Annotated in this window: 26 protein-coding genes, 1 pseudogene and 1 riboswitch; of the genes and pseudogenes, 15 read left to right on the top strand and 12 right to left on the bottom strand. The window is 63.9% G+C overall.

The genetic code is table 11. The features are described from left to right. Positions 1 to 20: 20 nt before the first annotated feature. Positions 21 to 91: riboswitch (Fluoride riboswitch) on the top strand. A gap of 81 nt (positions 92 to 172) precedes the next feature. From M2394_RS28390 to M2394_RS28380, 3 genes are read left to right on the top strand one after another with little or no spacing between them, the layout of a single operon-like run. Beyond that, positions 173 to 1,420 carry a voltage-gated chloride channel family protein gene (locus M2394_RS28390; protein ID WP_178923101.1) on the top strand — a complete coding sequence of 416 codons (1,248 nt, stop codon included), beginning with the start codon at positions 173 to 175 and terminating at the stop codon, positions 1,418 to 1,420. A 4-nt stretch (positions 1,421 to 1,424) separates the two neighbouring features. Continuing rightward, on the top strand, positions 1,425 to 2,102 hold the full coding sequence (locus M2394_RS28385; protein ID WP_259175466.1) for an ATP-binding cassette domain-containing protein: 678 nt from the start codon (positions 1,425 to 1,427) through the stop codon (positions 2,100 to 2,102). Continuing rightward, complete coding sequence (locus M2394_RS28380) at positions 2,099 to 2,890, top strand: ABC transporter permease (RefSeq protein ID WP_178923105.1); 792 nt, start codon at positions 2,099 to 2,101, stop codon at positions 2,888 to 2,890. The genes M2394_RS28385 and M2394_RS28380 overlap by 4 nt, the downstream gene beginning before the upstream one ends. 165 nt (positions 2,891 to 3,055) lie before the next feature. Here the strand turns inward: M2394_RS28380 and M2394_RS28375 are convergent, their stop codons facing one another. The 3 genes from M2394_RS28375 to M2394_RS28365 are packed head-to-tail and all read right to left on the bottom strand — an operon-like array spanning position 3,056 to position 6,269. Continuing rightward, entirely contained in the window at positions 3,056 to 4,108 is a 1,053-nt protein-coding gene (locus M2394_RS28375) for an L-idonate 5-dehydrogenase (RefSeq protein WP_259175465.1), read from the bottom strand. 14 nt (positions 4,109 to 4,122) lie between these two features. Then, on the bottom strand, positions 4,123 to 4,896 hold the full coding sequence (locus tag M2394_RS28370; RefSeq protein ID WP_178923109.1) for a glucose 1-dehydrogenase: 774 nt from the start codon (positions 4,894 to 4,896) through the stop codon (positions 4,123 to 4,125). Positions 4,897 to 4,916: 20 nt separating this feature from the next. Continuing rightward, entirely contained in the window at positions 4,917 to 6,269 is a 1,353-nt protein-coding gene (locus M2394_RS28365) for a GntP family permease (protein WP_178923111.1), read from the bottom strand. A 142-nt stretch (positions 6,270 to 6,411) separates the two neighbouring features. Between M2394_RS28365 and M2394_RS28360 the strand changes: the two genes are divergently transcribed. From M2394_RS28360 to M2394_RS28335, 6 genes are all read left to right on the top strand, one after another. Then, positions 6,412 to 7,284 (top strand): LysR family transcriptional regulator, encoded by an 873-nt coding sequence (locus tag M2394_RS28360; protein WP_259175464.1) that lies wholly within the window; start codon positions 6,412 to 6,414, stop codon positions 7,282 to 7,284. Between the two features lie 106 nt (positions 7,285 to 7,390). Then, a complete protein-coding gene (locus M2394_RS28355; RefSeq protein ID WP_178923115.1) occupies positions 7,391 to 8,011 on the top strand; it encodes a glutathione S-transferase family protein in 621 nt (206 codons plus the stop codon). 160 nt (positions 8,012 to 8,171) lie between these two features. Further along, the gene (locus M2394_RS28350; RefSeq protein WP_178923117.1) at positions 8,172 to 9,092 is read left to right on the top strand and encodes a LysR family transcriptional regulator; all 921 of its coding nucleotides are present in this window, start codon (positions 8,172 to 8,174) and stop codon (positions 9,090 to 9,092) included. Then, complete coding sequence (locus M2394_RS28345; protein WP_178923119.1) at positions 9,092 to 9,976, top strand: LysR family transcriptional regulator; 885 nt, start codon at positions 9,092 to 9,094, stop codon at positions 9,974 to 9,976. Before M2394_RS28350 ends, M2394_RS28345 begins: the two co-directional genes overlap by 1 nt. A gap of 82 nt (positions 9,977 to 10,058) precedes the next feature. Then, a complete protein-coding gene (locus M2394_RS28340) occupies positions 10,059 to 10,991 on the top strand; it encodes a pyridoxamine 5'-phosphate oxidase family protein (protein ID WP_259175462.1) in 933 nt (310 codons plus the stop codon). A gap of 190 nt (positions 10,992 to 11,181) precedes the next feature. Further along, on the top strand, positions 11,182 to 11,586 hold the full coding sequence (locus M2394_RS28335) for a RidA family protein (protein WP_259175459.1): 405 nt from the start codon (positions 11,182 to 11,184) through the stop codon (positions 11,584 to 11,586). A gap of 28 nt (positions 11,587 to 11,614) precedes the next feature. Here M2394_RS28335 and M2394_RS28330 read toward each other — a convergent pair whose 3' ends face one another. Further along, positions 11,615 to 13,102, bottom strand: coding sequence for an aldehyde dehydrogenase family protein (locus M2394_RS28330; RefSeq protein WP_178923125.1), 1,488 nt, complete (start codon positions 13,100 to 13,102; stop codon positions 11,615 to 11,617). 238 nt (positions 13,103 to 13,340) lie between these two features. Here M2394_RS28330 and M2394_RS28325 point away from each other — a divergent pair, with 238 nt between their 5' ends. Together M2394_RS28325 and M2394_RS28320 are read left to right on the top strand one after the other, a co-directional pair. After that, positions 13,341 to 14,510, top strand: a complete 1,170-nt coding sequence (locus M2394_RS28325) for a p-hydroxyphenylacetate 3-hydroxylase oxygenase component (RefSeq protein ID WP_259175458.1) — start codon at positions 13,341 to 13,343, stop codon at positions 14,508 to 14,510. Between the two features lie 57 nt (positions 14,511 to 14,567). Further along, positions 14,568 to 15,047: pseudogene (locus tag M2394_RS28320) on the top strand (flavin reductase family protein); the annotation flags it as partial. A 32-nt stretch (positions 15,048 to 15,079) separates the two neighbouring features. Here M2394_RS28320 and M2394_RS28315 read toward each other — a convergent pair. Then, positions 15,080 to 16,402, bottom strand: coding sequence for a hypothetical protein (locus M2394_RS28315; RefSeq protein ID WP_178923131.1), 1,323 nt, complete (start codon positions 16,400 to 16,402; stop codon positions 15,080 to 15,082). A gap of 218 nt (positions 16,403 to 16,620) precedes the next feature. Here M2394_RS28315 and M2394_RS28310 point away from each other — a divergent pair, with 218 nt between their 5' ends. The 3 genes from M2394_RS28310 (at position 16,621) to feaR (ending at position 20,111) form a co-directional block, all read left to right on the top strand. Beyond that, a complete protein-coding gene (locus M2394_RS28310) occupies positions 16,621 to 18,120 on the top strand; it encodes an APC family permease (RefSeq protein WP_259175456.1) in 1,500 nt (499 codons plus the stop codon). Then, positions 18,083 to 18,649 (top strand): DUF3156 family protein, encoded by a 567-nt coding sequence (locus M2394_RS28305; RefSeq protein WP_259175454.1) that lies wholly within the window; start codon positions 18,083 to 18,085, stop codon positions 18,647 to 18,649. The genes M2394_RS28310 and M2394_RS28305 overlap by 38 nt, the downstream gene beginning before the upstream one ends. 520 nt (positions 18,650 to 19,169) lie before the next feature. Next, entirely contained in the window at positions 19,170 to 20,111 is a 942-nt protein-coding gene (feaR, locus tag M2394_RS28300; protein WP_259175453.1) for a transcriptional regulator FeaR, read from the top strand. 140 nt (positions 20,112 to 20,251) lie between these two features. On the opposite strand, the gene M2394_RS28295 is transcribed toward feaR, so the two are convergent. From M2394_RS28295 to M2394_RS28275, 5 genes are all read right to left on the bottom strand, one after another. Continuing rightward, positions 20,252 to 21,004, bottom strand: coding sequence for an SDR family oxidoreductase (locus tag M2394_RS28295; RefSeq protein WP_405046586.1), 753 nt, complete (start codon positions 21,002 to 21,004; stop codon positions 20,252 to 20,254). Then, positions 20,997 to 21,797 carry an SDR family NAD(P)-dependent oxidoreductase gene (locus M2394_RS28290; RefSeq protein ID WP_259175450.1) on the bottom strand — a complete coding sequence of 267 codons (801 nt, stop codon included), beginning with the start codon at positions 21,795 to 21,797 and terminating at the stop codon, positions 20,997 to 20,999. The genes M2394_RS28295 and M2394_RS28290 overlap by 8 nt, the downstream gene beginning before the upstream one ends. Next, a complete protein-coding gene (locus M2394_RS28285) occupies positions 21,790 to 22,611 on the bottom strand; it encodes a molybdenum cofactor biosynthesis F family protein (protein WP_259175448.1) in 822 nt (273 codons plus the stop codon). The genes M2394_RS28290 and M2394_RS28285 overlap by 8 nt, the downstream gene beginning before the upstream one ends. A gap of 13 nt (positions 22,612 to 22,624) precedes the next feature. Beyond that, the gene (locus tag M2394_RS28280) at positions 22,625 to 22,990 is read right to left on the bottom strand and encodes a cupin domain-containing protein (protein WP_178923144.1); all 366 of its coding nucleotides are present in this window, start codon (positions 22,988 to 22,990) and stop codon (positions 22,625 to 22,627) included. Between the two features lie 119 nt (positions 22,991 to 23,109). Beyond that, positions 23,110 to 24,408 carry an FAD-binding oxidoreductase gene (locus tag M2394_RS28275; protein ID WP_259175445.1) on the bottom strand — a complete coding sequence of 433 codons (1,299 nt, stop codon included), beginning with the start codon at positions 24,406 to 24,408 and terminating at the stop codon, positions 23,110 to 23,112. 207 nt (positions 24,409 to 24,615) lie between these two features. On the opposite strand from M2394_RS28275, the gene hpaR reads away from it, so the two are divergent. Continuing rightward, positions 24,616 to 25,044 (top strand): homoprotocatechuate degradation operon regulator HpaR, encoded by a 429-nt coding sequence (gene hpaR, locus M2394_RS28270; RefSeq protein ID WP_178923148.1) that lies wholly within the window; start codon positions 24,616 to 24,618, stop codon positions 25,042 to 25,044. Positions 25,045 to 25,139: 95 nt separating this feature from the next. Here the strand turns inward: hpaR and hpaI are convergent, their stop codons facing one another. Both hpaI and hpaH read right to left on the bottom strand, forming a co-directional pair. Further along, positions 25,140 to 25,940, bottom strand: a complete 801-nt coding sequence (gene hpaI, locus M2394_RS28265; protein WP_259175443.1) for a 4-hydroxy-2-oxoheptanedioate aldolase — start codon at positions 25,938 to 25,940, stop codon at positions 25,140 to 25,142. A gap of 16 nt (positions 25,941 to 25,956) precedes the next feature. Then, positions 25,957 to 26,760, bottom strand: coding sequence for a 2-oxo-hept-4-ene-1,7-dioate hydratase (gene hpaH, locus M2394_RS28260; protein WP_259175441.1), 804 nt, complete (start codon positions 26,758 to 26,760; stop codon positions 25,957 to 25,959). Positions 26,761 to 26,768 lie beyond the last annotated feature (8 nt).

Raw genomic sequence — 26,768 nt, 5'->3', positions numbered from 1 at the left:
TCCACGCCTCTCTATGATCCATCGCTATCGGAGATGGCATTCCTCCTTGACCCAACCGCTGCGTCCCGCAGCTGATGATGCCTACAGACACCTGGTCAACTCAGGGCTGTAGGCGTTCGCGCATAAACTCCCTCGTTGATCCGGCCCCTTTGGTTTATGTGTGGCTGATTCCATGTTCTCTCTCAAGCGCCCTGAACAACTCGACCTTATTCCGTACCTGATCAAATGGTTACTGCTCGCCAGCGTGGTGGCCGTGCTCGCCGGCAGCGCGTCGGCGCTGTTCCTGTTCTCGCTGGACAACGCCACCGCGTGGCGCGAAGCCCACCGCTGGATCATCTGGCTGTTGCCCCTGGCAGGGTTTGCGGTGGGGTTGGTGTACCACTGGGTGGGCAAGCCGGTGGATGCCGGTAACAACCTGTTGATCGATGAAATCCACGACCCCAAGAAAGTCGTACCGCTGCGTATGGTGCCGCTGGTGCTGGGCGGTACGCTGGTGTCCCATTTGTTTGGCGCCTCGGTCGGCCGTGAAGGCACGGCTGTGCAAATGGGTGGGGCGCTGGCGGACCAGTTGACCCGGGTGTTTCGCCTACGGCGTGAAGATCGGCGCATCGTGTTGATGGCCGGCATCAGTGCCGGCTTTGCGTCGGTCTTCGGCACACCACTGGCGGGGGCCTTGTTCGGCCTGGAGGTGCTGGCGATCGGGCGCATGCGCTATGACGCGCTGTTTCCTTGTGTGGTGGCGGCCATCGTGGCCGACCAGATCGGCCTGGCCTGGGGTGTGGTGCACACCCATTACCCCATCGGTGAAGTGGTGCCGGTGTCGCTGTGGAGTGTGCTGGCGGTGGCCGTGGCCGGCGTGGTGTTCGGCCTGGTGGGGATGTTGTTTGCCACCGCGACCCACCGTCTGGGCGCGCGGGTCAAGCGCATGATTCCCTACGGGCCGCTGCGGCCGTTGCTGGGGGGCGTCATCATCGCCGTGGCGGTGTGGGCCCTGGATGCCTACGCCTACATCGGCCTGGGCATTCCCAGCATCGTGCAATCCTTCAACGTGCCGATGGCGCCGTGGGACTGGCTGGGCAAGCTGGTGTTCACCGTGGTTTCCCTGGGCAGCGGTTTCAAGGGGGGTGAAGTCACACCGCTGTTCTATATCGGCGCTACCCTGGGCAATGCGTTGGCGCCCTTGCTGCACCTGCCATTCGCGATGCTCGCGGGCATCGGTTTTGTGGCGGTGTTTGCCGGTGCGGCGAATACGCCGCTGGCGACTATCGTGATGGCCATGGAGCTGTTCGGCCCAGAGATTGCGCCCCTGGCTGCCATCGCCTGTATCGCCAGTTACCTGGTCTCCGGGCACACTGGCATTTATCACGCCCAGCGTATCGGCCATGCCAAGCATGAGCGTTTCAAACAGGAGCCCAAGTGAGTCTATGAATGCATTGCTGGAAACCCGCGCCCTTACGCGCCTGGATGAACGCCGAGGCGTGGCATTGTTGCAGCCGACCGATTTCACCTTGACGGCTGCTGATCGCGTGTCGATCACCGGCGCGTCCGGCTCTGGCAAAAGTGTCTTCCTGCGCGCACTGGCCCTGCTGGACGCGCCCAGCTCCGGGCAGATCCTGTGGAACGGCCAGCCGATCAGCAATGCGCAGATTCCCCATTACCGGTGCCACATCAGTTACCTGTCCCAGCGCCCGGCGCTGCTGGAAGGCACGGTGGAAGACAACCTGCGTTTCCCCTTCAGCCTCAAGACCTCGCGCAACCGCCGCTTCGACCTGGCCACGGTCACCACCTTGCTAGGGCATGCCGGCAAGGCACCGGACTTTCTGGCCAAGCGTGCCGCCGACCTCTCGGGGGGTGAGTCCCAGGTGGTTTCGCTGATCCGCACCCTGCAACTCAACCCCGAAGTGCTGTTGCTTGATGAGCCCACGGCGGCCCTCGACCCTGCATCGTCCCGTGAAGTGGAAGCGCTGATCGATGCCTGGTTTGCCGCCGATCGCTCTCGCGCCTGTATCTGGGTCTCCCACGACCTGGACCAGGCCCGGCGCATGAGCGACATCCACTTGCAGATGAGTGCCGGCGTGTTGAGCACGGCGGTGCAGCCATGAACTATCACAACCTCACCGCGCTGGACATGGGCATCGCCGCCTCGCTGATCCTGATCAACGGGGTGCTGTCGCTGCTGCTGCGCCTGGGCCTGGAGCGCCAATTGCTGTGGGCGGCGGTGCGCACCGTGGTGCAACTGCTGGCCATCGGTTACCTGCTGGGCTGGGTGTTCGAGTTTGCCTATTGGTACGTGGTGCTGCCGTTGATGTGCGCGATGACCTTGATTGCCGGTGTCTCGGCAGCGGGGCGAGGGCGGCGCACGTACAAGGGGCAGCGGGTCGACAGCATTGTGTCGGTGTGGGGCAGCTCGTGGCTGGTCACGGCGGTGGGCCTGTTTGCGGTGATCCGCATTCACCCGTGGTATGAGCCGCAGTATGCGATCCCGATTCTTGGCATGATTTTGGGCAATACCCTCACCGGCGTGTCCCTGGGCATAGAGCGCATGACCCAGGAATTGACCTCAGGGCGCAACACCATCGAGATGATCCTGGCCCTGGGTGGCTCACGCTGGGAGGCCGCTCAGGAAGCGATCCGCCAGGCCGTGCGTGCCGGGATGATCCCGACGCTGAACCAGATGACCGTGGTGGGCATCGTCAGCCTGCCGGGCATGATGACCGGCCAGGTGCTGGCGGGGGAGAGCCCGGTGGATGCGGTGCGCTATCAGATCGTGATCATGTTCCTGATCGCCGCCTCGTCGGCGTTGGGCACGGTGGGTGCGGTGTTGCTCACCTACCGCCGGTTGTTCTCCACCAGCCACCGCTTTTTGCGCGATCGCCTGCAAGAACGCTGACCCTCTCAACCCCCCTGAAGATCCCCTGTGGGAGCCGTCGAGCCTTAGCGAGGCCGCGAAGGCGGCGGCACAGTCGATACAGGTGCTGACTGACCCACCGCTTTCGCAGCCTCGCTAAGGCTCGACAGCTCCCACAGGGGAACGGCTGTGTACTTCAGGGCGGGTTCAGGCCAGGTCCGGCACGCCGAAGTCCAGCACCACTTTCATCGCCTGGGTCTTGTCCGCCGCCAGCTCGAACGCCTGCACCGCATCGCCGAACGGCACGGTGTGGGAGATCACCGGGCGTACGTCGATGATACGGCGGTTGAGCAAATCCACCGCCTGGGCGAATTCCGGGTGGAAGCGGAAGGTGCCGCGCAGGTCGATCTCACGGCTCACCAGCAGGTTGAGTGGCAGCGACACATCGCCCCCCAGGCCGACGGTGACGAGCACGCCACGCGGGGCGATGCATTCCAGGCCGTTGCGCAGGGCCTGGGCACTGCCGGATACCTCGAACATCACGTCGAAGTAACCCTTTTCCGCGGTATAGCGCTTAAGCGCATCGGCGCCATCGGCCAGGTTGTGGGTGCGCGTGGCGCCCATGTTTTCGGCGCAGGCCAGGGCGCTGGCGGACAGGTCCACGGCAACGATCTCACCGGCGCCCGCCGCGCGCAGGCTGCCGATCAGCAGGTTGCCGATGGGCCCGCAGCCAGTCACCAGCACACGCTTGCCGAACACCGCGCCAGCGCGCTGGATCGCGTGCAACCCCACCGACAACGGCTCGGCCAAGGCCCCTTCGGCGAGGCTGACTTCATCGGCCAGCCCATGGGCCTGATGGCTATCGATCACCAGGCTTTGGCGAAACGCACCCTGGATATGCGGGTAGGGCATCGCGCTGCCGTAGAAGCGCATGTTCAGGCAATGGTTGGGCAAGCCTTGGTGGCAGTAACGGCAACCGCCGCAGGGGCGCGAAGGTGATACCGCAATGCGCTGTCCGACCTTGAACGCGCCGGCGTCACGGCCCACCGCGTCGATCACCGCCGACACTTCATGGCCGAGCACCATCGGCTCGCGCAGGCGCACGGTGCCGAAGCCGCCGTGTTGGTAGTAATGCAGGTCCGAGCCGCAGATGCCGCCCCGGGCAATGCGCACGCGCAGTTGGTCGGGGGCGAGGGTTTGCGGTTCATCCTGGGGATCGACCCGCAGGTCTTTCGAGGCGTGGCAGACAATGGCGTGCATAAGGTTCTCCAGGATTACAGCGACGCGGTGATGCCACCGTCGACGTACAGAATATGACCGTTAACGAAGCTCGCCGCATCGCTGGCAAGAAACACCGCTGCGCCCGCCAGCTCCTCGACGTCGCCCCACCGGCGGCTTGGGGTGCGTTGCACCAGCCAGTCGCTGAACTCAGGGTTGGCCACCAGGTTGGCGTTGAGCTCGGTCTTGAAGTAGCCCGGGCCGATACCGTTGACCGTCAGACCGTGCGGGCCCCAGTCGATGGCCATGCCCTTGGTGAGCATTTTCAGCGCGCCCTTGCTCGCGGCATACGGCGCGATGCCCGGGCGGCCCAGTTCGCTTTGCACCGAGCAGATGTTGATGATGCGCCCGCGTTTGCGCGGAATCATCGCCCGTGCCACCGCCTGGCCCACCAGGAACGCGCTGTCGAGGTTGGTGCTGATCAGCTCGCGCCAATGCTGCTCGCTGTAGTCTTCCAGCGGGCCACGGCGTTGCATGCCGGCGTTGTTCACCAGGATCTCCAGCGGGCCCAGGCGTTCTTCGATGTCGGCCACCGCAGCCTGGATCGCCGTGCTGTCGGTCACATCGAACGCCTGGGTATGCACCTGCAGGCCTTCGGCAGCGAGCAGGGCCGCCGCGTCGCGCAAGGTGCTGCGGTTGCGCCCGTTGAGCACCACCTGTGCGCCGGCCTGGGCCAGGCCTCGGGCAATCGCCAGGCCGATCCCGGCGCTGGAACCGGTGACCAGCGCGAGCCGGCCATCGAGGCGGAAATTGTCTAGAACGCTTTTCATGGGTTACCTCTCCTAACGCTTCACACCACCAACGACAGCAGCATGATGAACCCCAGGGCGGCGAAGGAGAGCACGGTCTCCATCAGCGTCCAGGTCTTGAAAGTCTCGACGACGGTCATGTTGAAGTACTGCTTGACCAGCCAGAAGCCGGCGTCGTTGACATGGGACAGCACTAACGAACCGGCGCCGGTGGCGAGCACCAGCAGCTCGCGGTTCACCCCCGGCATCAGGCCGATGACGGGCGCCACAATGCCTGCGCCCGTGATGGTCGCGACCGTTGCCGAGCCTGTGGCCACGCGAATCACCGCCGCCACCAGCCACGCCAGCAGGATCGGCGAAATTTCGGCACGCACCGCCATATGCCCGATCACATCACCGACGCCGCTGGCCACCAGCATCTGCTTGAAGCCACCGCCGGCGCCGACGATCAGCACAATCGCGGCGGTGGGGGCCAGGCTCGAATCCAGCAGTTTGCTCAGTTGCTCCCGCGAGAACCCGCGCGCCGCCCCAAAGGTATAGAACGCCAGCAACAAGGCTGCGAGCAGGGCGGTGATGGGGTGGCCGATAAAGTCCATCCACACCCGGAAAGTGGCGTCGGCGGCGAAGGCCACGTCGGCGAACGTCTTGAGCAACATCAGCACCACGGGTAGCAGGATGGTGGTGACGGTAATCCCGAAGCCCGGCAGGTTGTCCCCCGAGGACTCCTTGGCCAGTTGCTCCATCAGCTCGTCCGAGGCCTTGCCCGGCACGTAGCGCGAAATCAGGTTGCCAAACAACGGCCCGGCGATCACCGCCGTGGGCAGGCCGACGACCAGCCCGTAGAAAATCGTCTTGCCGATATCCGCGCCGAAGATGCCGATGGCCAGCAACGGCCCCGGGTGCGGCGGCACCAGCCCGTGCACCACCGACAGGCCGGCGAGCAGCGGCATGCCGACTTTGATCAGCGACAGCCCGGTGCGCCGCGCCACGATGAATACCAGCGGGATCAGCAGCACAAAGCCGATTTCAAAAAACAGCGGGATGCCCACCAGGAACGCCGAAAACATCATTGCCCAGTGCACGCGCTGTTTGCCGAAGGCGCGGATCAGGGTGCGGGCGATCTGGTCGGCACCACCGGAGTCGGCCATCAACTTGCCGAGCATGGTGCCCAGGCCGAGGATGATGCCGACGAAGCCCAGCACACCGCCAAAACCGTCCTGGAACGACTTCATGACCTTGTCCACCGGCATGCCGGAAGTCAGGCCGAGAAAGCCTGCAGCCACGGTCAGGGCGACAAAGGGGTGGACCTTGAGGTGGGTGATCAACAATATCAATCCGATAATCGTGACCAGCGCATCGAGCAGCAGATAAGTGTCGTTAGCCATGCCGAGCATGGTGCCTCCTTGTTCTCATTGTTATAGGCCAGGCCCTGTCATATCGTGTATGACAGAGTGTTACTTCACCGCAGGCGCGGGCGAGCGTCCAATTTTCATTTGTGATCGGGTGATCAATGTTCGTGATAAGCAGGGTGAGTTGATGGAGCTCAAGCACTTGCGCGCCTTTGTGGTGCTGGCTCAGGAACTGCATTTCGGCCGGGCGGCGGCGCAGCTGTCGATCGTGCAACCGGCGTTGAGCATGCAGATCAAGTTGCTGGAAAGTGGCCTGGGCGTGCGCCTGCTGGACCGCAACCGCCACTCGGTGACCCTGACCGACGCGGGCCGCGCTTTTTTGCCGGAAGCCCAGGCCACCTTGCACCAGGCGGCGCGTGCGGCGGATGCGGCGCGGGCGTCCAACCGTGGCGAAATCGGCCGGGTGCGTTTGGGGTTTGTGTCGTCAGTGCTGCCGCAACTGTTGCCCGAATTGATCCGCGCCGTGCACCAGCGCTACCCGCGCATCGAGCTGGAACTCAAGGACATGCCCGGGCCGGACCAGGCGGCTGCGCTGAAGAACGGCCTGCTGGACTTCGGCCTGATGCGCTTGCCCGCCAGCCACCCCGGCGTGCAGACCCGGGCGGTGCTGCACGAGCATTTCTGCGTGGCATTGCCGGTGGATCACCCGTTGGCGTCGAAAACCTGCCTGCACCCTGCCGACCTGCTCCAGGTGCCGGTGTATATCCTGGCGCGCCGTTATGCGCCGGGCTTTTACGACGAATTCATCCAGGCGGTGGGCCTGCCCCTGGCGATCGCCTCCGAGTTGGGCGAGTTCACCACCATGCTCGCGCTGGTGTCGGCCGGGTTGGGCGTGGGGGTGCTGCCGCAACAGGCGGCACGGGCACTGCCGGTCAATTGCGTGTCGCGGCCCTTGGAGCTGGGCGCGTTCCAGGCCGCCACCGGCCTGGCCTGGACCGAGTTGGACAGCGCGGTGAAGACCACCCTGTTCAACCTGATCGTGGAATTGTTTGGCGAGTGATTGTTTCGCCCGATGAAATGCTGGATTGTAAATCCTGGTGATTCCAACGACCGAGGCAGCGGTAGACGATGCGAGGCGTCGATCACCCACTCTTTTGGAGCCTTCCATGATCAAGCTTTATGGTTTCCCGTTGTCCGGTCATTCCCACCGGGTCGAGCTGATGTTGTCCCTGCTGGGCCTGCCCACCGAATTTGTACTGGTGGACCTCAAGGTCGGCGCGCAAAAAGCCCCGGACTATATCGCCACGATCAACAGTTTTGGCCAGGTGCCGGCGATTGATGACAACGGTGTGGTACTGGCCGACTCCAACGCGATCCTGGTGTACCTCGCAAACACCTACGGCAAGGGCCAATGGTTGCCGAGCGACGCGGCGGGGCAAGCGCGCGTGCAGCGCTGGTTGTCGGCAGCTGCGGGTCAACTGAGCGCCGGACCTGCCGCCGCGCGGCTGGCCACGGTGTTTGGTGCCGAGGTCGACACCGTCGCCACCATTGCACGGTCCCACGCCTTGCTGAAACTGGTGGAGACACAACTGAGCCAGAGCCGCTTCCTGGCCAGCGAGCAACCCACGATTGCCGATATCGCGTTCTACACCTACGTGGCCCATGCGCCGGAAGGCAATGTGTCGTTGGCCGACTACCCTCATGTACGCGCCTGGCTCGCCAGCCTCGAAGCGCTGCCAGGGTTTGTAGGCATGCCACGCACCGCCGTCGGCCTGCAATCCCAATAACCCAACTGTAGTGAGCGAGCTTGCTCGCGCTGGGCGGCGCAGCCGCCCCAACAAAACCACCGCGTTTCTTCTGAGGGTACGCGGTGACGGTTTTGGGGCTGCTTCGCAGCCCAGCGCGAGCAAGCTCGCTCACTACAGTCATTAGAAAAAAGGGCAGTTGATGGACCGATTTCACGAAATGCAGGTGTTCCTGGCGGTGGCCGAGGAGGAGGGCTTTGCCGCAGCGGCGCGGCGCCTGAAAACCTCGCCGCCCAGCGTGACCCGCGCCATCGCCGCCATGGAAGAGCGCATCGGCACGCAACTGCTGGCGCGCACCACCCGCAGCCTGCATCTCACCGAAGCCGGCCAGCGTTACCTGGAAGATTGCCGGCGCATCCTGGCGGAACTCGATGAGGCCGAGGAAGCGGCGGCGGGCAGTTATTCCATCCCCTGTGGCCACCTGACCGTGACCGCACCGGTGCTGTTTGGCGAGCTGTATGTGGCGCCGGTGCTGGGGGACTACCTGGATCGGTTCCCCTTGGTGAACATCAACGCCTTGCTGGTCGATCGCGTGGTCAACATGACCGACGAAGGTGTGGATGTGGCGGTGCGTATCGGCCATCTGCACGAGCCCGGGCAGCAGGCGATCAAGGTGGGCGAAGTGCGCCGGGTGGTGTGTGCCTCGCCGGCCTACCTGCAACAGCACGGGCGGCCCAGCCATCCGTCGCAGTTGCGTGAAGCCAAGATCGCCACGTCGTCGTCCAGCCAGTTGGTCAGCGAGTGGGGCTTTATCGAGGCGGGCCAGCCGTTGACGGTGCCCATCGAGCCACGCCTGGTGGTCACGGCGAACAACGCGGCGATCAACCTGGCACGGCTGGGTTGGGGCATGACCCGCGTGTTGTCCTATCAGGTGGCGGCCGCTGTGGCAGTGGGCGAGCTGGAGGTGGTGCTCGAAGCCTTCGAGCCGCCGCCGCTGCCGATCCAGGTGGTGTTCCAGAAGAGCGGCCGCGTGCCGGCCAAGATCAACACCTTTGTCGATTTCCTCAGCCATCGCCTGGGCCAGGACGCCGCGCTGAACCCGGCGATGAAACGGCGCAACTGATGGAGCGTTATCGCGACATGCAGCTGTTCGCCGCCCTGGCCGGGCAACCGAGCCTGGCGTCGGCGGCGCGTTGCGCGCAGGTGTCCGGCCCGACCCTGGTACGCGCGGTGGCCCGCCTGGAAGCACGATTGCGCGTGCCGTTGCTGGCGCGCAGCACCCGTGGCGTACGCCTCACCGATGCCGGCCATGCTTACTTGGCCGATTGCGTGCGCCTGCTCGCCGCCGTGGACGCCGCCGAAGCCTCGGCCAAGGGCTTGCATGTGCAGGCCCAGGGCAACCTGCGGGTGTTCTTGCCGTTTTTGTTCAGCCGCTATGTGATGGCGCCGGTGTTGGCCGACTACCTGGATCGCTATCCCGAGGTGAGCCTGGTCGCTCACTACCATGACTATTACCCGAACCTGCACGAAGAAGGGCTCGACGTGGCAATCCTCGTCGGCGAGCTGCCCGATTCGGCGTTGATTGCCCGGCCGGTGGGGCAGGTACGGCCTATCCTCTGCGCCAGCCCCGATTACCTCGCGGCCCACGGCGAACCCCACCACCCGGATGACCTCAAGCGGCATCGACTGATTGCCGGTGCCGATCAGGTGCACTGGGATTTCCAAGGCTACTCACTCAAGGCCCGTGCCCGCCTGGGCTGTGCCACGGTGCAAGGCGCGATCAACGCGGCCGTGCATGGCGCGGGGTTGATTCGTTGCCTGAGTTATCCCGTTCACGAACACCTGCAGAGCGGGCAGTTACGCCGTGTCTTGCCGGACTTTGAGCTGCCACCCCTGCCTGTGAACGTGGTGTACCGCGAAGGCCGCAACGCGCCGATGCGCGTGCGCAGCTTTGTCGACCACTGCGTGAGCGCGTTGCGCGAGCATCCGGCATTTCAGCTGGCGTAATAGTGGATTGCCTGGCGTGGTGATTCCCACGCCGGCGGGTAGGGCGCAGCATCGGGGTATCAACGAGTAGGAGGTACGCGCCATGAACCTGATCGAACAGTCTGTGTGGCATGCCGGCGAACGGCAGATTCAAGAGGCGGTGGGCGTGGCTGACCGCATGGCGGTGGTGGGGCCCAAGGTGATCCGCGATCACCTGCCGGAACAGCATCGTGACTTCTACCCCTTGTTGCCCTACTTGATGCTGGGCGTGGTGGACGAGCAGGGCATTCCCTGGGCGACGATGGTGGAAGGTGCGCCGGGTTTTGCCCATTCGCCGGACCCTTACACCTTGCAGATCGACAGCCTGCCGTCGATGAGCGACCCGGCCCGCGCCGCCTTTCGCCCGGGTGCTTCGGTCGGCCTGTTGGGGATCGACCTCAACACCCGCCGCCGCAACCGCATGAACGGCCGGATCGGCGCCCTTGATCACGACGGCTTTTCGGTCGACGTGGTACAGACCTATGGCAACTGCCCCAAATACATCCAACTGCGCCCGGTCGACTCGATCGCCCGCAAGCCCGGCAGCGTGGTGGAGCGCGCCGATGGGCTGGACGATACCGCCCGTGCCATGATCCGCAACGCGGATACATTCTTCGTCGCCAGCTACGTGGACGTGCAAGGCGAACGCTCGGTCGATGTGTCTCATCGAGGCGGCAATACCGGTTTTGTGCGCATTGACGGCAACGTCCTGACCATCCCCGACTTCGCCGGCAACCAGTTCTTCAACACCCTGGGCAACCTGCAGGCCAACCCGGTGGCGGGGTTGTTGTTCATCGACTTTGAGTCAGGGGATGTGTTGCAGCTAACCGGGCGCACCGCGTTGATCCTCGAAGGCCCCGAAGTGGCGCGGTTTGAAGGGGCACAACGGCTGTGGACAGTGACCGTGGAACACATGATCCGACGTCCCGCAGCATTGGCGTTGCGCTGGCAGTTTGCCGAGTTTTCACCGTTCAGCCTGGCGATGGGGCCTTGGTAGCCTGACCCAAGATGACCTGTAGTGAGCGAGCTTGACTCGCGCGGCGGCGTGTCAGGTGTGAATAGGGGGCCTGACACACCGCCGCGCGAGGCAAGCTCGCTCACTACAAGTGTTGCGGGATGTTGAACGCGTCAGAGTGCGTGAGGCCGATGCGGTAGCCTTGTTTGCCTACCGACAACAAGGAAGCGTCATGCAACGAAAGGTCATCAATCCCACAACCGTGTTCAATTCCCTGCAATACGGCTTCAGCCAGGCCCTTGAAGTGCCGCAGGGCCGACGGATCATGTTGTCCGGCCAAGTGGGCGTGGAGGCCGATGAACGTACCGTCGGCCCGGGTATCACCGAGCAAACCTATGCCGCGCTAGGCAATATCGAAAAGGTCCTGGCCGAAGTGGGCGGCGATCTGTCCCATGTGATCATGCTGCGGCTGTACATCGCCGAGTCCGCCCGCGACCAGCAGGAGCCGATCGCCCAGGCGCTGCGTGAGCGTTTCCCCCGCAACCCGCCACCGTCCTCGTGGATTATCGTCAGCGGTTTGTCGTTGCCCGAATGGCTGATCGAAATCGAGGCCGAAGCCGTTATCCCCGCCGCCTGAATAACCCGTAGGAGCCGGCAAGAAACAGTCAATAGCGGATCATCACCGACTTCAGCTCGGTGTAGTCCTCGATGAACGCGCCACCAAATTCCCGCCCGACCCCCGAAGACCGGTTGCCACCAAACGGCACGGCCGGGTCGAGCAGGGTGTGCATGTTCACCCACAAGGTGCCGGCGTTGATCGCCGGCACCATGCGCAGGGCCTTGCCCAAATCGTTGGTCCACAGGCTGGCGCTGAGGCCGTAGGGGCTGTTGTTCATCAGCGCGAGCAGTTCGTCTTCGCTGTCGTAGGCCAGGAAGGTGGCGATGGGGCCGAAGGTTTCCTCGTTGAGCAGGGTATCGGCGGCGCTGTTGGCGAGGATCACGGTGGGTTCGATATAGCAGCCTGGGCGGTCGATGAGGGTGCCGCCGTGGATGATCGTGTTGTGCTCGGCCCGGGCCCGGTCGATGTAGCCGAGCAGTTTCATCTGGTGCTGCTGGTGGGTGACCGGGCCGAACTCGGTGCGTTCATCCAGGGGCGAGCCGATGGTCAGGCGGCTGAGGCGCTGGCTCAGGGTGTCCAGCACCGCCTCGATCTGCGAGCGGTGCACGTAGAAGCGCTCGGCCGCCGCGCAGATTTGCCCGGAGTGCAAGAAGCCTGCTTCAAGGATGCCGTCCACCGCCTTGTCCACGTCCACGTCGCGCAGGAACCCCGCCGCATTCTTGCCGCCCAGTTCCAAGGTCGCACGGGTGAGGCCGGCGCCCATGGCGCTGCGCCCCACGGCAATGCCGGTGGGCACCGAGCCGGTGAAGGACACCTTGTGCGTGCCGGGGTGCTCCACCAAACCCTTGCCGACGTGACCGCTGCCGGTCAACACATTGAGCACGCCGGCCGGCAGCCCGGCTTCAATGGCCAGTTCGGCAATGCGCAAGATCGTCAGCGGCGTGAACTCGCTGGGCTTGATGATGATGCTGCAGCCGGTCACCAGCGCCGAGGCGAGTTTCCAGATGGCAATCATGGTGGAGAAATTCCACGGCACGATCCCCACCACCACGCCCACCGGCTCGCGCAGGGTGAACGCGGTGTAGCGCTCGCCGTTGAACGAGGGCAGCGACGGGGTGATTGTCTGGCCGCTGATCTTGGTGGCCCACCCGGCGTAGTAACGCAGGAAGTGCGCCGCCTGGTCGACCTCGAACGCACGGGAAATCTGGATGATCTTGCCCGACTGGCACGTCTCGATCTGCGCCAGTTCCTCGCGGTTGCGCTCCAGCAAATCCGCCAGCTTGAGCAACACGTTGCCACGAGTTGCCGGTGCAGCCTGGGACCATTGCTGGAAGCCGCGGTTGGCGGAGTCTACCGCCGCGTCGATATCCGCCAGGTCCGCATCGGCCACTTGGGCGATCACCTGCCCAGTGGCCGGGTTGGTCACCGCCAGGGTCTGGCTGGAGTGGCTGCGCACATTGGCGCCGTCGATGAACAACCCATGGGGCCGGCGCAAAAAGGCTTCGACTTGAGGCAGCAGCGGGATATCGCTCATGGCAGGTTTCCTGGCAGGTCACAAAAGAAAACCCGAGGGTAACCAGCGGGCGGCCCGGTGGGCTTGTCTGTGCCTGCCGCGCCTCATGTCTGTGGCTGCCACTGTCATGGAAAGTACAACCTCTCCTGTGGAACGTGCATTTTCCAGGCGCGCTGCCCCATCGATACTGGCCCTGCATCCGGCGTCGTTCCTCTGTTTGGAGCGTCTGCCCGACTTCCAATAATAAGCAGGGCCGTCCATGAAAAAGCCAAACCCGCTCCTTGAAGACCTCAAGCCACTCCTGCCCCTCATTGCAGCGAATGCCTGCCGTGCCGAACAACAGCGCCAGGTGCCGGATGAAAACATCGCACTGCTCAAAAGCATCGGCCTGCACCGTGCTTTCCAGCCCAAGGCCTATGGGGGCCTGGAGCTTTCGCTGCCCGAGTTTGCCGATTGCATCGCCGCGCTTGCCGGCAGTTGCGCCAGCACCGCCTGGGCCATGAGTTTGCTGTGTACCCACAGCCATCAATTGGCGCTGTTTTCGGCGCGGTTGCAGCAGGACATCTGGGGCGAAAACCCCGACGCCACCGCCAGCAGCAGTATTGCCCCGTTCGGCCGGGTGGTGGAGGGCGAGGGGGGTGTGCATTTCAGCGGTGAAATGGGTTGGAGCAGCGGCTGTGACCATGGCGAGTGGGCGATTGTCGGCTGCCGTCGGCAGAACCTTGAGGGCGGCCAGGATTACTGCTTTGCCGTGCTGCCGCGCAGCGACTACCAGATCCGTGACGACTGGTACGCGGCGGGCATGAAAGGCAGCGGCACCAAGACCCTGGTGATCGACAACGCCTGGGTGCCCGAGTATCGCATCCAGAAAGCCAAGGACATGATGGAAGGCAAGTCCGCAGGCTTTGGCCTGTACCCCGACAGCCAGATTTTCTATGCGCCGTACCGCCCGTATTTCGCCAGTGGTTTTTCCACCGTGAGCCTGGGCATCGCCGAGCGCATGCTGGAGGTGTTCCGCGAAAAAACCAGAAACCGCGTGCGTGCCTACACCGGCGCCGCGGTCGGTGCGGCAACCCCTGCGTTGATGCGCCTGGCCGAGTCCACCCACCAGGTGGCCGCTGCCCGGGCGTTCCTCGAAAAGACCTGGCAGGACCACGCCGAACACAGCGCCGCCCACCGTTACCCCAGCCGCGAAACCCTGGCGTTCTGGCGCACCAACCAGGCCTACGCGACCAAGATGTGCATCGAGGCCGTGGACCGCCTGTTCGCCGCCGCAGGGGGCAACGCCTGGTTCGACCACAACGAAATGCAGCGCCTGTTCCGCGATTCCCACATGACCGGCGCCCATGCCTACACCGACTACGACGTCTGCGCGCAGATCCTCGGCCGTGAGCTGATGGGCCTGGAGCCCGATCCGAGCATGGTGTGACGGGTTCTTCCACTACAACAATCAGGGCGCCCGTTGGAGGGCACCCGGGAGTCTTGCATGTCTGAGAGCAGCCTTTTCGACCCACGGGCGTTTCGCCGCGCCCTGGGCAACTTCGCCACCGGCGTGACCGTGGTCACCGCCGCCACGGCCTCCGGGCGCAAGGTGGGCGTGACCGCCAACAGTTTCAATTCGGTGTCCCTCGACCCGCCGCTGGTGCTGTGGAGCATCGACAAACGCTCCAACAGCCATGAGGTGTTCGAGGAAGCCAGCCACTTTGCGGTGAACGTGCTGGCGGCCGACCAGGTGCACCTGTCCAACAACTTTGCGCGCCCCCGTGAAGACCGTTTTGCCCTGATCGAATACGAACCGGGGGAGGGGGGCTCGCCGGTGTTCGCCGATTGTTCGGCGCGGTTTCACTGCGAGAAGTACCAGCAGGTGGACGGCGGCGATCACTGGATCATGATCGGCAAGGTGGTGGCCTTCGACGACTTCGGCCGCGCCCCGCTGCTGTATCACCAGGGGGCGTATGCCGAGGTTCAGGCGCTGCGTCCGTGCGCGCCCGAGGCGGTTCAGAACGGTACGGCCACCACCAGTTGACTGTAGACATTGGTGCCGTTGCCGCCGACCTGGTTGCCGCCGCTCGCGGCATCCTTGTCGGGTTTGTAGAGACCCAGCAGCGGCGTGATGATCAGGTGCTCGTTCACCGCCCATTCGGCGTACAGGTCCAGCTCGCGGCCATCCAGATTTAGTTGGTCGCGGGTGCTGACGGTGCTGTAGTCGAAGAACAGTGCGCCGAGGGTGAGGTTCTCCAGCGGCTTGACCTTGAGTGCCACGTGCTGCACGGCGGTGTTGCTGTTGTAGGGGCCGGAATAGTTGCCCGCCACTTCACCTTGCACCCAGGTGCCGTAACCCCGGTTGAAGCCGGAAAACATCCCGTCCCAATTGCTCGAATAGCGCGCGTAGCGGTAGGTCAGGTCCGGTGACCAGGGCAGGTCGGCGAAGGTGTAGCCGGCCTCGGCATAGCCGGCGTTCTGCTGGCTGTCGCGCCGGTCCTGGCGGGCCAGTTCAAAGGCGAAGTGCGCGTTGTCGATGCCCGCGTTGCCGGCGCCGCGCAGGCTGTAGAGGTTCATGCCTTTGCGCTGGCGCTGCAGGTCGGTGGCGAAGCGTTCGTCGACGTCGATGCCATGAATGTAGGTGAGCCCCAGGGTGCCGGGGGCGGCCGTGTATTCCAGGGTGCCGGCCGCCATCTCGGTCATGGCCTGGGCCGGGTTGTCGGACTTGATCCACATCAGGCTGCCATGCACGCCGTCTTTACCACCGAGGCGAATCACTGCGGTCTTGTCAAACGCATGCCGCGCGGCAATGTAGTAGGCGCCGCCGCGATTGAATTCCCCATCGCCCACGCCCTTGCCCAGGTTGGGGCCGTCGTCGTTGACGATAAAACCGTCTCCCAGGGTGATGATCTGCCGGCCGAACGACAGGTCCAGGCCGTCCTTGCCCAGCGCCGGGAACAGATCGCCGGAGCGCCAGCCGGCAAAGGCTTCGTCGAACTTGGTGGTGCGCTCCTGGCCCGTGGTCACCCCGGAGGCATCGCCGTCGCCCCAGGTGCCGGAACTCACCAGGTTGGCCGTGCCGTACACGCCGCCAAAGCTGCCCAGGCTTTGCTCCACGCTCAAGCCGTACTTGATGAACGCTTCGCGCCAGGTCGAACCGCCGCTGCGCCCGTCGTAGTTTTTCGGGCTGTTGAACATCCCGTACACGGCGAGGAAGTTGCCGGTGACCTTGGTGTCGGCGTCGGCGTACAACTCGACCGCCTGGGCCTGGCCCACCAGCAACGCAATGCCCAGGCCGACCGCCTGGCGCAGGCGGCGATTTTTCAGTGTGTGCTCCATTGTTATTGTCCCCAGCTTGGTTAAGAGTGAGGGCGCATTAGGGCGAGCGGTGGGAGGCCAAGTCTTTCATTTGCGTGCCAGGGAATTGACCCAGGCCGCCACGCTGCACGCCGTGGCAGGGAGCAACAAAAGCGCCGGCAGACAGGGGCAAGACGATCAACTCGAGTGGGGCGCAGAGTGATTGCACATTAAAAAAAACCGTCTACGAGGACCCCATCATGTCGATCAACGACCGACTCACCGCGCACCTCAACCGGGGCACGGTCGGTTTCCCCACCGCGTTGGCCAGCACCATTGGCCTGATCATGGCCAGCCCGGTGATTCTCACCGCCACCATGGGCTTCGGCATCGGCGGCAGTGCGTTCGCCCTGGCGATGCTGATCGCCGTGGTGATGATGCTCGCCCAGGCCACCACCTTCGCCGAGGCGGCGTCGATCCTGCCCACCACCGGCTCGGTGTACGACTACATCAACTGCGGCATGGGGCGGTTCTTTGCGATCACCGGCACCTTGTCGGCCTACCTGATCGTGCATGTGTTCGCCGGCACCGCCGAGACCATCCTGTCCGGCGTCATGGCCCTGGTGAACTTCGAACACCTCAACACATTGGCAGAATCAGCCGGGGGTTCATGGCTGCTGGGCGTGGGCTTCGTGATCGTCTTTGGTGTGCTGAACGCCTTCGGCGTGAGCGCGTTTGGCCGGGCGGAAATCATCCTCACCTTTGGCATGTGGACCACCCTCATGGTGTTCGGCGTGCTCGGCCTGATCGCCGCGCCTGCCGTGCAGTTGGAGGGCTGGTTCGGCGAGTCGCTGGTGGGCACCGACCTGGTCACCGTGCTGTCGCTGGTGGGCATGGCGATGTTCATGTTTGTCGGCTGCGAGTTCGTCACCCCCCTGGCACCGGACCTGCGCCAATCGGCCAAGGTCATGCCGCGCGCAATGATGCTGGGACTGATGGGCGTGGCCACGTGCATGTTCATCTACGGCGCGGCAATGAAACGCCAAGTGGAAAACGTGGTGCTCGACGCCGCCAGCGGCGTCCACCTGCTGGACACCCCGATGGCCATCCCCAAATTCGCCGAACAGGTGATGGGGCAAATCGGCCCCCTGTGGCTGGGCATCGGCTTCCTGTTTGCCGGTGCGGCCACCATCAACACCTTGATGGCCGGCGTGCCGCGCATCCTCTACGGCATGGCGGTGGACGGCGCATTGCCCAAGGTCTTCACCTACCTGCACCCGCGCTTCAAGACGCCGCTGCTGTGCATCCTCGTGGCGATGCTGATTCCCTGCCTGCACGCCCTGTACCTGGGCGGCAACACCGATAACATCATGCACCTGGTGCTGGCGGCGGTGTGCGCGTGGAGCTTTGCCTACCTGCTGGTGACAGTGTCGGTGGTGAGCCTGCGCATCCGCCGGCCAGACCTGCCACGGGCCTACCGCTCGCCGTGGTTCCCGTTGCCGCAGATTGTGTCGAGCATCGGCATTCTGTTGGGCATGTGGTTCATCACCCCACCCGGCATGAACCCCGCCGACATCTACATCCCCTTCGGCGTCATGCTCGCCGGCACGGCGGCGTATGCCTTGTTCTGGACCCTCGTGGTGCAGAAGGTCAACCCCTTCAAGCCCGCCTCTGTCGAGGACGTATTGGCCAAGGAATTCAGCAACGAACCGGGTAAGCCCCATGATGGTTACAACGACTTTGCGGCAAAGACTGTCTGACCTGTTCCGCGCCGACCGCGCCCCCGCCGGCTACCGCCCCGGCGTAACCCTGGCACACCTGCGCCGCAACCTCGGGCTGGCCACACTGGAAGTGGACGGCGTGGCGTTCGAGATCATCGAACGCACCGAATCCCAACTGTTGATGCACCTGGTGCTGACCGAATTCGTGCTGCGCCTACCTGCTGCCACAGAGGGCAGCGCAAGCTACGAGGTGCACCACAGCGGCGCGATTCGACGAAGTGGCCTGCACGTGCGCCACCGCAGCGGCAACCAGGCCCTGGCGGGTGAACTGCAGGCGCGACTGTTGGCAGACACCACGCTGTTCCAGGCCCTGATGCCACTGGACTTCAAACGCTTGCGCATCGACCTGCACGACCAGCAATGGTGCGTACGCCTGGAACACATGGGCGGCAGCGAAGTCGTCAATCGCCTGCCGGCGTTTCGGCGTTATATCGCCCTGAGCCCACCACAGCGCACCCACCTCCTAACCACGTTGGCAGGCCTACAAAGAATGCTGTCAAGCTTCTAAAACCACTCTCGATGCGAAGCGAGCGCCTTTGATCTTGATCTTGATCTTGATCTTAGGCGCCCCGTCAAACACGCTGGCCGTAAGCCGACATGGATTTGGGGGGTAAACCGGCAAGGATGCCGGTTTAGCCGCCCCGCGCCATGGATGGCGCGTGGCGGCGGCCCCCCAAATCCATGGCGGATTACGGGCACACCGAGCCTGGGCGAGGTGCCGAGTGTTGGGGCAAGAGCCCTTTTGGTTACTTTTGGGGCTCTTTTCCAAAAGTGACCCGCCGTAAGGGCGGAACCAATACCAGCCGTTACCACAGCAACGGATATGTACGCGATCCCAACCCCCCCGGCACCCAAGAGACCGCCATCGCCGGCAAGCCGGCTCCTACAGTCTGAACGCCAGCCAACCTCTGCCGATTGGCATCAATAGTGCTTCTACACCCCCCAACCACGATGTTCTTGCACGCATATAGATAACATGTTAACTATTGCACCAGAACAACAAAAAGAAGCCACTGCGGAGACACCCCATGAGCATCCCACAGCATGCACACGACGGGCTCGACACCTGGAACCGCGACCTGCGCGCCGCCTGCGGTTACTTCGACACCGAACTGGCCTTCAACCGCTCCCTGTTCATCGGCGAAATCCGCGACCTCCCACGCGGCCTGGCCATCCTGCGCACCAATGCCGGGCTGATCAAACGCCCCGCGCACCACGCCGACCACGACAACGACCAGGACTGCTTCCTGGTCAGCCAACGCAGCGGTTACTCCCAGATCGTACAAAACGGCCAGATCCTGCAACTGGCCCCCGGCGAAATGCTGCTGATGGACTCGGTAGGCTCCATCGAAATCACCCCCTTCGGCCTGATCGAACACGCCTCCCTGTCACTGTCCCGCGCCGACGTGTGCAAACACCTGGGCGGCGATGCACGGGCCTTCGGCAAGATCTCCTCGACCAAAGCCTGCGGGCGCATGCTGCACGTGCTGATGGACCAACTGTGCAAGGACGACACCGCAGACGGCGCTGGCGAAGTGGAAGCGCTGCAAAGCGCCTTCGTCTCGCTGCTGGGCTCGGCCCTGGAGCAGGGTGACGAGTGCCGCGAGGGCATGGCGGCGCTGCAGGGCAACAACCTGCGCAGCTACGTGCAGAAGGTCATTGATGAATCCCTCAGTCAACCAGGCTTGAGCCCGATCGGCCTGGCCAACCGTTTGAATATCTCGGTGCGGCACCTGTACCGCTTGTTCGAGGAACAGGACGACAGCGTCTGCCGTTACATCCAGCGCGCCCGCCTCAAGCGCAGCGCGGATGACCTGACCAACCCGTTCCTGCGCAGCGAATCGATCACCTCGATTGCCTACAAATGGGGCTTTACCGACTCGGCACATTTCAGCCGGTCGTTCAAGAAGCAGTTCGAAGTGTCGCCGAAGGATTTTCGGTCGAGCCGGATGCAAGCAGCTGGGGCATGAGCCTGCGTGTGCGATCTTGAAACCAAAACAGAACCATTGTGGGAGCGGGCTTGCTCGCGAATGCGGTGATTCAGCCAACATATTCTTTGGCTGGCACACCGCATTCGCGAGCAAACCCGCTCCCACATTTGAATCGGTGTTCAGACTTCGGGGAGGGTCGCACCGCCGTCCACCACCAGGGTCTGCCCGGTGATGTAGCTGGCGAGGTCGGAGGCGAGGAACAGCATGGCGCTGGCAATATCCGCCGCCGCGCCCAAGCGTCCCAACGGCACACGGCTGGCAATGGCGTCATTCAACGCTGCATCGCCCAGGTTGCCCATCGCCGGCGTGGCGATCATGCCCGGTTCCACACCGTTGACCCGCACATTCAACGGCGCCAGCTCCAGCGCCGCATTGCGGATAAACCCGTTGACCCCGGCCTTGGACGCCGCGTAATGGCTGAGCCCCGGGTAACCGACGCGGTTGCCGGTCACCGAAGACGTGACCAGCACACAACCCCGACCCTGTTCGCGAAACGCCGGCAAGGCCGCCTGGGTCAGCCAGAACAGCGCCGACAGGTTGACCGCCAAGGTCCGTTGCAGGATCTCTGGCGTAATGTCTTCAAACGCCGTCAGCGGAAAATACCCGGCGTTGTGCACCAGGATATCCAGTTGCGGCAGCCGCTGAACGCACTCAAGCACTGCCTGTGAATCGGCCAGGTCGACACCCACTGCGTCGACGCGACAGCCCAGGGCCGACAGCTCGACGGCCACGTCCTGGGCCTGGGCCAGCAACCGATCGGCAATCACCACCCGCGCGCCACGCCTGGCAAACGCCTCGACGATGCCCCGGCCGATGCCTTGGGCACCGCCGGTCACCAGCACCACGTGCCCGCTGAAATCCAGGTCATTCATCGGCATTCTCCAAGTGAGCAAAGGCCAATGTGGGCACATCGACAATGCTGGAACCACCGTCTGCCACCAACGTCGCCCCGGTGATGATCGACGCATCACGGGAGGCCAGGAAGCGGCACACCTTGGCGATCTCGTCGGCACTGGCCGCCCGGCGCAGCGGTACATCGGCGCAGACCCGGGCATAGGCCTGTTGCAAAGTCTCGCCATAGGCGTCCATCAACGGCTGCATTTCCGCATCCGCCATGGGCGTGCGCACCCAGCCCGGGCACACTGCGTTCACCCGCACGCCGTGCGGCCCGTAGTCCCGGGCCAGGGAGCGATTGAGCCCTAGCAGCGCATGCTTGGCCGTGGTGTAGCCGCACACTTCGGGGCCCGCCGCCAACGAGGCGATAGAGCCGATCAGTACGATGTTGCCCGCGCTGTCCTGCAACAGCGGCAGGCAGGCACGGGCGCTGTAGAACGCACTGTCCAGGTTGCTGCGCAGGGCGCCTTCCCAGGTGGACGGGCTGGTCTGGGTGGCGCTGCCCAGGCCATGGCCACCGGCACAGGCCAGCAGCACATCGAGACGCCCGTACCGTTCGCGGATCTGGTCGATAAACCCCTCCCACGTGACCGGACAGGCCGCGTCGCCCACCAGGATCAGGCCGCCCGTGTCCCGCGCCACCTGTTCCAGCGGTTCACGGCGGCGGCCGATCAGCACCACCTGCGCGCCTTCTTCGGCATACAGCCGGGCACAGGCCGCGCCGATGCCCGTGCCGGCGCCGGTGATCACCACCGTGCGCGGCTCAGTCACGGGGGTATTCCGTGCGGTTGAGCACCTGGCAATAGGAACTCACCGGGAAGTTCGACAGCGCATCGAACGACGCCCCGGCATAGCCGAAGATCTTGCCGTCGCTGCGGTGCTGCTGCAGGTCGATCAGCACCAGGCCGAGGGTGGGCACGATCTTCTCTTGCCACACGAACAGGTACAGCTGCTCGGCGATCTTGTAGTAATGGCAGCGGTCGGTGTCGCACAGGCCTTGTTCCACGCCCTTGAGGCACTGCCAGGCATAGAAGCGTTCGTTGAGGTAGATGTGCTCGTAGACCTCGCTGGGGCTGTAGCGATAACGGTTGCGTAGGCCCACCAGTTCGTCGGTGGGCGCGTGCAGGCAATGGCCGGCTTGCCACGGACGGTCGAGGCTGCCATGCAGGAAATCAACCTCCACTGACGTCAGTGGCTTGCCGGCGAGGGCGCGATGGTAGAGGCCTTCATGGGTGTCGACCTGATCCGGCAGGCGCCCGATCACTGCCGTGAAGGAGGCGTTGGGCGTGTCCAGCACCAGGCTGATCGACCAACTGTGCCCGGCCTCGTGCTTGATGAAGTCCACCAGGTACAGGCCCGGACGGATCGAGGTGGCGCGGTATGGCGCGCTGCCTGTGGAATGCCCGTCAGCGGCATGCCAGGCCAGGCGGTCCTGCTCGAAGCGGTGTTCGATCTGCCAGCCATTGGCAAAGTGCAGGGTGAAAGTCTGGTCCGCCAGGTCGGCGAGGTTAGGCAGGATGAACGCGCCTGGGGCGAAGCCGTCGGCCAGTGCCCCTACGGTGATCCAGTCAGAAGAAGCGGTCATGGCGGCGCCTCCCTTACACGACGGCGAAGTAGTGTTTGACGAAACTTTCGCTGACTACGTCCCACAGCACGGGCGTGCCTTTGGTCACGAACCAGCTGTCACCGGCCTTGTAGCGGGTGGTCTGGCCGGTGGATTCGTCGGTGAGCAGCACTTCGCCGGTGACCACGGTGGCTTGTTCGGCAAACGGATAGACCATGCGGAACTTGCCCCGGGTGGTGCCGAAATAGGCACTGCTGACCGGGTCGGTGGGCGCGCCGAAGGTCATCTTGCCGAAGGCACGCACCTCGCCTTCGAGGATCTCCGAGCCGAGGTCGGCCACGGTGCCCCAGGCGTCGAGTTCGCTGAGTTGGATATTGTGCTTGAGGGTCGTAAGGGTCATGGCAGTTGCTCCTGATGAATAATGTAGGAGCCCGGCTTGCCGGCAATGGTGTCCTAACGATCGCCATCGCCGGCAAGCCGGCTCCTACAGAGGGATAAAACGCCCAGGTGGGCGCGGGTTTAGCGGCGCCCGTTCCAGTAGCCGGAAAGCTGGTGCCAGGATTTGCCCGCCGTCAGCAACAGCGGACGAATCGCATCCTTGCCGAGGATGGTCGGGCGGTGGATCGAACTGACCAGGTCATAGCGCGCCGAGCCTTCGCTCATGCCTTCGGCCAGTACCTTGCAGATGATGTGGCTGGGGGTTACGCCAAAGCCCGAATAGCCCTGCACGAAAAACGCATTGCTGCGCCCCGGCAAGGTGCCGATCTGCGGGAACAGGTTGGGGCTGCACGCCATCGGCCCGCCCCAGGCCAGGTCGATTTTCACGTCCTTGAGGTAGGGGAAAATCTTCAGCATGAGCTGGCGGTTCCACGCCTTGAGGTCGCCGGGAATGTGTTCCACCAGCGGCGTGGCGGCGCCGAACAGCAGGCGGTTCTCGTTGGTGACGCGGTAGTAGTCGATCACCGGGCGGATATCGCTGTAGGCCCCGCGAATCGGGCTGATGCGCTGGATCAATTCTTCGGACAACGGCTCGGTCATCATCTGGAACGCGTAGGTATTGATGGTCGAGCGGTGCAGTTCCGGCTCCAGCTTGTTGAGGAAACTGTCACAGGCCCACAGCAGTTTGCTGGCGCGCACCGAACCCCGCCCGGTGCGCACGGTGATGCGTTCGCCATAGCTGACTTCCAGGGCCGGGCTGTTCTCGAAGATCCGCACGCCATGCCCGGCCAGCGCGGTGGCTTCGCCCAGCAGCAGGTTCAGCGAATGCACATGGCCGCCGCCCATGTGCAGCAGGGCGCTGCTGTAGGCCTTGGAACCGATGATCTGCTGCACGTCGGAGCCGCCGAGAAAGCGGATCTCGTGCTGGCTGTTGATCGACTTGAAGTCCTTCTCCCAGGCGCGCAGGGTTTTTTCCTGGCGGGCGTTGAAGCCCATGTAGCCGTAGCCGTGGCAGAAGTCCGCGTCGATGTTGTACTTGGCGATGCGGTTCTTGATGATGTCGGCGCCCAGGTCGCTGATCTCGAACACCTGGCGCAGGCCGTCTTCGCCGACGTCCTTCTTGATCTTCTCCAGGTCATGGCCGATGCCCGCCATGATCTGCCCGCCATTGCGACCGGTGCCGCCAAAGCCCAGGTAACGCGCTTCGAGCACCACGATGTTGGTGATGCCTTTTTCCGCGAGTTCCAGGGCCGTGTTGATGCCGGAGAAACCGCCGCCGATCACCACCACATCGGCGTCGATGTCCTGTTCCAGGGTGGGGAAGCTGAGGTTGTATTTCTTGGTGGCGGTGTAATACGTGGGGGTTTCGATGTTGATCATGGCGCAGCCTGAAAAAGTGAAGGAAGGCTCTAAAGCGGATGCCTCCATTAGGGGCCCTGGCGGGAGGGAAGTCTTGATCCTGCCTGCCCAGGCTTTTGATTCAGCGCGCCAGAGGCGCAGCGACAGACAAGTTATAGCGCGCTCGCGGGCAGGGAATGCTAGAGTTTCGTTAAATTATTAACTAAATACCCCGTGACCCTGATCCTTATGCCCAAACCTCGACAGTCCCTGACCCTGGCCTTGCTGCAAGCACGTGAGGCCGCGATGAGTTTTTTCCGTCCGTCCTTGAACGAACACGGCCTGACCGAACAGCAATGGCGCATCATCCGCATCCTTGAACAACACGGTGAGCTGGAGATTTACCAGTTGGCCGAACTGGCCTGCATCCTCAAGCCGAGCATGACCGGCGTGCTGGTACGCATGGAAACCGCCGGCATGGTGCACCGGCGCAAGGCCGAGCAAGACCAGCGCCGCGTGCTGGTGACCTTGGCCGACAAGGGCAAGGCGAGTTTTGAGTCCATGAGCCAATGCATGGAAGGCAACTACCAGCGTTTGCAGGATCAGTTGGGCGAAGCGAAGTTGCAGACCCTGCTGGGCCTGCTGGATGACCTGAAAAACATCAACCTCAAGCGCTGAAGCAACACTACCCACCCCTGTAGGAGCCCGGCTTGCCGGCGATGGCGCCCTCAAGATCGCCATCGCCGGCAAGCCGGGCTCCTACAGGGGGTGATTCAGTACACGCTGCCTGCGTAGGTGGCCTCGGGAGTGCCCTTGAATTTCCCTGCCAGCGCCTGCAACCCGCGCATCAACACCGTGGTGTCCACACCCACTGCCACAAACGTCGCGCCCAACTCGATATAGCGCCGCGCCAGGCTTTCATCGGCACTGAGGATCCCCGCCGCCTTGCCGGACTGCACGATGCGCCGGATGGCGCCCTCAATCGCCGCCTGCACCTCGGGATGCCCCGGATTACCCCGGTGCCCCATCGACGCACTCAAATCCGCCGGGCCGATGAACACGCCGTCCACGCCGTCCACGGCAGCAATCTCCTCCAGATTCGCCAGGCCTTCGCGGTTTTCGATCTGCACCAGCAGGCACATCTGTTGATCCGCCAGGTCGAGGTAACCTGGGATGCTGTTCCAGCGTGAAGCCCGCGCCAGGGCACTGCCCACCCCTCGAATTCCCTGGGGCGGGTAACGCATGGCGCGCACCAGTTCGCGGGCCTGAGCGGCGCTTTCGACCATGGGCACCAGCAGGGTCTGGGCGCCGATGTCCAGCAGTTGCTTGATCAGCGCACTGTCGCCGATCACCGGGCGAATCAGCGCCTGGCTGGGGTAGGGCGCCACGGCCTGCAACTGGGCGAGCAGGCCTGGCAGCTGATTGGGCGCGTGTTCGCCGTCGATCAGCAGCCAGTCGAAACCGGCGTTGGCGGCCAACTCCGCGCAGTACGCATCGGCGAGGCCGAGCCACAGGCCTATCTGCACCTCACCGTTGTGCAGGCGTTGTTTGAAGCGGTTGATGGGCATGTCCATGGCAAACCTCCTGGGTTCAGACGAAGCGGCAGGCAATCGAGCCGAGCTGGTCGTAGTCGACGTGGAAGGTGTCGCCTGGGCGGGCTGCGACCGGGCGGGTGAAGGAACCGCCGAGAATCACCTGCCCGGGCAGCAGGGTCACGTCATAGGGCGCCAGCTTGTTCGCCAGCCAGGCCACGCCCTTGGCCGGGTGGTTAAGCACCGCCGCCGACACCCCGGATTCCTCGATCACACCATTGCGGTACAGCACGGCCGGTACCTTGCGCAGGTCGATCTCGGTGGGTCGTACCGCACGGCCGCCCAGCACCACGCCGGCATTGGCGGCGTTGTCGGAAATGGTGTCGAACACCTTGCGCGTGGCGTGGGTGTGGGGGTCGACCTGCTGGATGCGCGCGTCAATGATCTCCAGTGCGGGGATCACCCATTCGGTGGCGTCGAGCACATCGAACACGGTGCAGTTAGGGCCCTTGAGCGGTTTGCCGAGAATGAACGCCAGCTCCACTTCCACCCTTGGCACGATGAAGCGTTCGAAGGGAATGTCGCTGCCTTCGTCGAAGAACATGTCGTCGAGCAACGCGCCGTAATCCGGTTCGGTGATGTTCGACGACACTTGCATGGCTCGCGAGGTCAGGCCGATCTTGTGGCCCTTCAACGTGCGCCCGTCCTTGATCTTCTGCGCGACCCAGGCACGCTGGATTGCGTAGGCGTCCTCGATCGTGATGCCGGGGTAGTCGAGGGAAAACTGGCGCACCTGTTCGCGGCTGCGTTCGGCGCGGTCCAGGTGGGCAGCGGCGGCGAGGATTTGCGGGGAGTCGAGCATGGCGACGG

The sequence above is a fragment of the Pseudomonas sp. BIGb0164 genome (genome assembly GCF_024810135.1).
Lineage (GTDB): Bacteria > Pseudomonadota > Gammaproteobacteria > Pseudomonadales > Pseudomonadaceae > Aquipseudomonas.
Note: the sequence above shows the minus strand (reverse complement) of the source record. Positions and strands in the feature narration are given on the sequence as shown.

Excerpts from the sequence above, each read along its gene's own strand:
- M2394_RS28390 (WP_178923101.1), top strand. The coding sequence starts at position 173 with ATGTTCTCTCTCAAGCGCCCTGAACAACTCGACCTTATTCCGTACCTG.
- M2394_RS28385 (WP_259175466.1), top strand. The coding sequence starts at position 1,425 with ATGAATGCATTGCTGGAAACCCGCGCCCTTACGCGCCTGGATGAACGC.
- M2394_RS28380 (WP_178923105.1), top strand. The coding sequence starts at position 2,099 with ATGAACTATCACAACCTCACCGCGCTGGACATGGGCATCGCCGCCTCG.
- M2394_RS28375 (WP_259175465.1), bottom strand. The coding sequence starts at position 4,108 with ATGCACGCCATTGTCTGCCACGCCTCGAAAGACCTGCGGGTCGATCCC.
- M2394_RS28370 (WP_178923109.1), bottom strand. The coding sequence starts at position 4,896 with ATGAAAAGCGTTCTAGACAATTTCCGCCTCGATGGCCGGCTCGCGCTG.
- M2394_RS28365 (WP_178923111.1), bottom strand. The coding sequence starts at position 6,269 with ATGCTCGGCATGGCTAACGACACTTATCTGCTGCTCGATGCGCTGGTC.
- M2394_RS28360 (WP_259175464.1), top strand. The coding sequence starts at position 6,412 with ATGGAGCTCAAGCACTTGCGCGCCTTTGTGGTGCTGGCTCAGGAACTG.
- M2394_RS28355 (WP_178923115.1), top strand. The coding sequence starts at position 7,391 with ATGATCAAGCTTTATGGTTTCCCGTTGTCCGGTCATTCCCACCGGGTC.
- M2394_RS28350 (WP_178923117.1), top strand. The coding sequence starts at position 8,172 with ATGGACCGATTTCACGAAATGCAGGTGTTCCTGGCGGTGGCCGAGGAG.
- M2394_RS28345 (WP_178923119.1), top strand. The coding sequence starts at position 9,092 with ATGGAGCGTTATCGCGACATGCAGCTGTTCGCCGCCCTGGCCGGGCAA.
- M2394_RS28340 (WP_259175462.1), top strand. The coding sequence starts at position 10,059 with ATGAACCTGATCGAACAGTCTGTGTGGCATGCCGGCGAACGGCAGATT.
- M2394_RS28335 (WP_259175459.1), top strand. The coding sequence starts at position 11,182 with ATGCAACGAAAGGTCATCAATCCCACAACCGTGTTCAATTCCCTGCAA.
- M2394_RS28330 (WP_178923125.1), bottom strand. The coding sequence starts at position 13,102 with ATGAGCGATATCCCGCTGCTGCCTCAAGTCGAAGCCTTTTTGCGCCGG.
- M2394_RS28325 (WP_259175458.1), top strand. The coding sequence starts at position 13,341 with ATGAAAAAGCCAAACCCGCTCCTTGAAGACCTCAAGCCACTCCTGCCC.
- M2394_RS28315 (WP_178923131.1), bottom strand. The coding sequence starts at position 16,402 with ATGGAGCACACACTGAAAAATCGCCGCCTGCGCCAGGCGGTCGGCCTG.
- M2394_RS28310 (WP_259175456.1), top strand. The coding sequence starts at position 16,621 with ATGTCGATCAACGACCGACTCACCGCGCACCTCAACCGGGGCACGGTC.
- M2394_RS28305 (WP_259175454.1), top strand. The coding sequence starts at position 18,083 with ATGATGGTTACAACGACTTTGCGGCAAAGACTGTCTGACCTGTTCCGC.
- feaR (WP_259175453.1), top strand. The coding sequence starts at position 19,170 with ATGAGCATCCCACAGCATGCACACGACGGGCTCGACACCTGGAACCGC.
- M2394_RS28295 (WP_405046586.1), bottom strand. The coding sequence starts at position 21,004 with ATGAATGACCTGGATTTCAGCGGGCACGTGGTGCTGGTGACCGGCGGT.
- M2394_RS28285 (WP_259175448.1), bottom strand. The coding sequence starts at position 22,611 with ATGACCGCTTCTTCTGACTGGATCACCGTAGGGGCACTGGCCGACGGC.
- M2394_RS28280 (WP_178923144.1), bottom strand. The coding sequence starts at position 22,990 with ATGACCCTTACGACCCTCAAGCACAATATCCAACTCAGCGAACTCGAC.
- M2394_RS28275 (WP_259175445.1), bottom strand. The coding sequence starts at position 24,408 with ATGATCAACATCGAAACCCCCACGTATTACACCGCCACCAAGAAATAC.
- hpaR (WP_178923148.1), top strand. The coding sequence starts at position 24,616 with ATGCCCAAACCTCGACAGTCCCTGACCCTGGCCTTGCTGCAAGCACGT.
- hpaI (WP_259175443.1), bottom strand. The coding sequence starts at position 25,940 with ATGGACATGCCCATCAACCGCTTCAAACAACGCCTGCACAACGGTGAG.
- hpaH (WP_259175441.1), bottom strand. The coding sequence starts at position 26,760 with ATGCTCGACTCCCCGCAAATCCTCGCCGCCGCTGCCCACCTGGACCGC.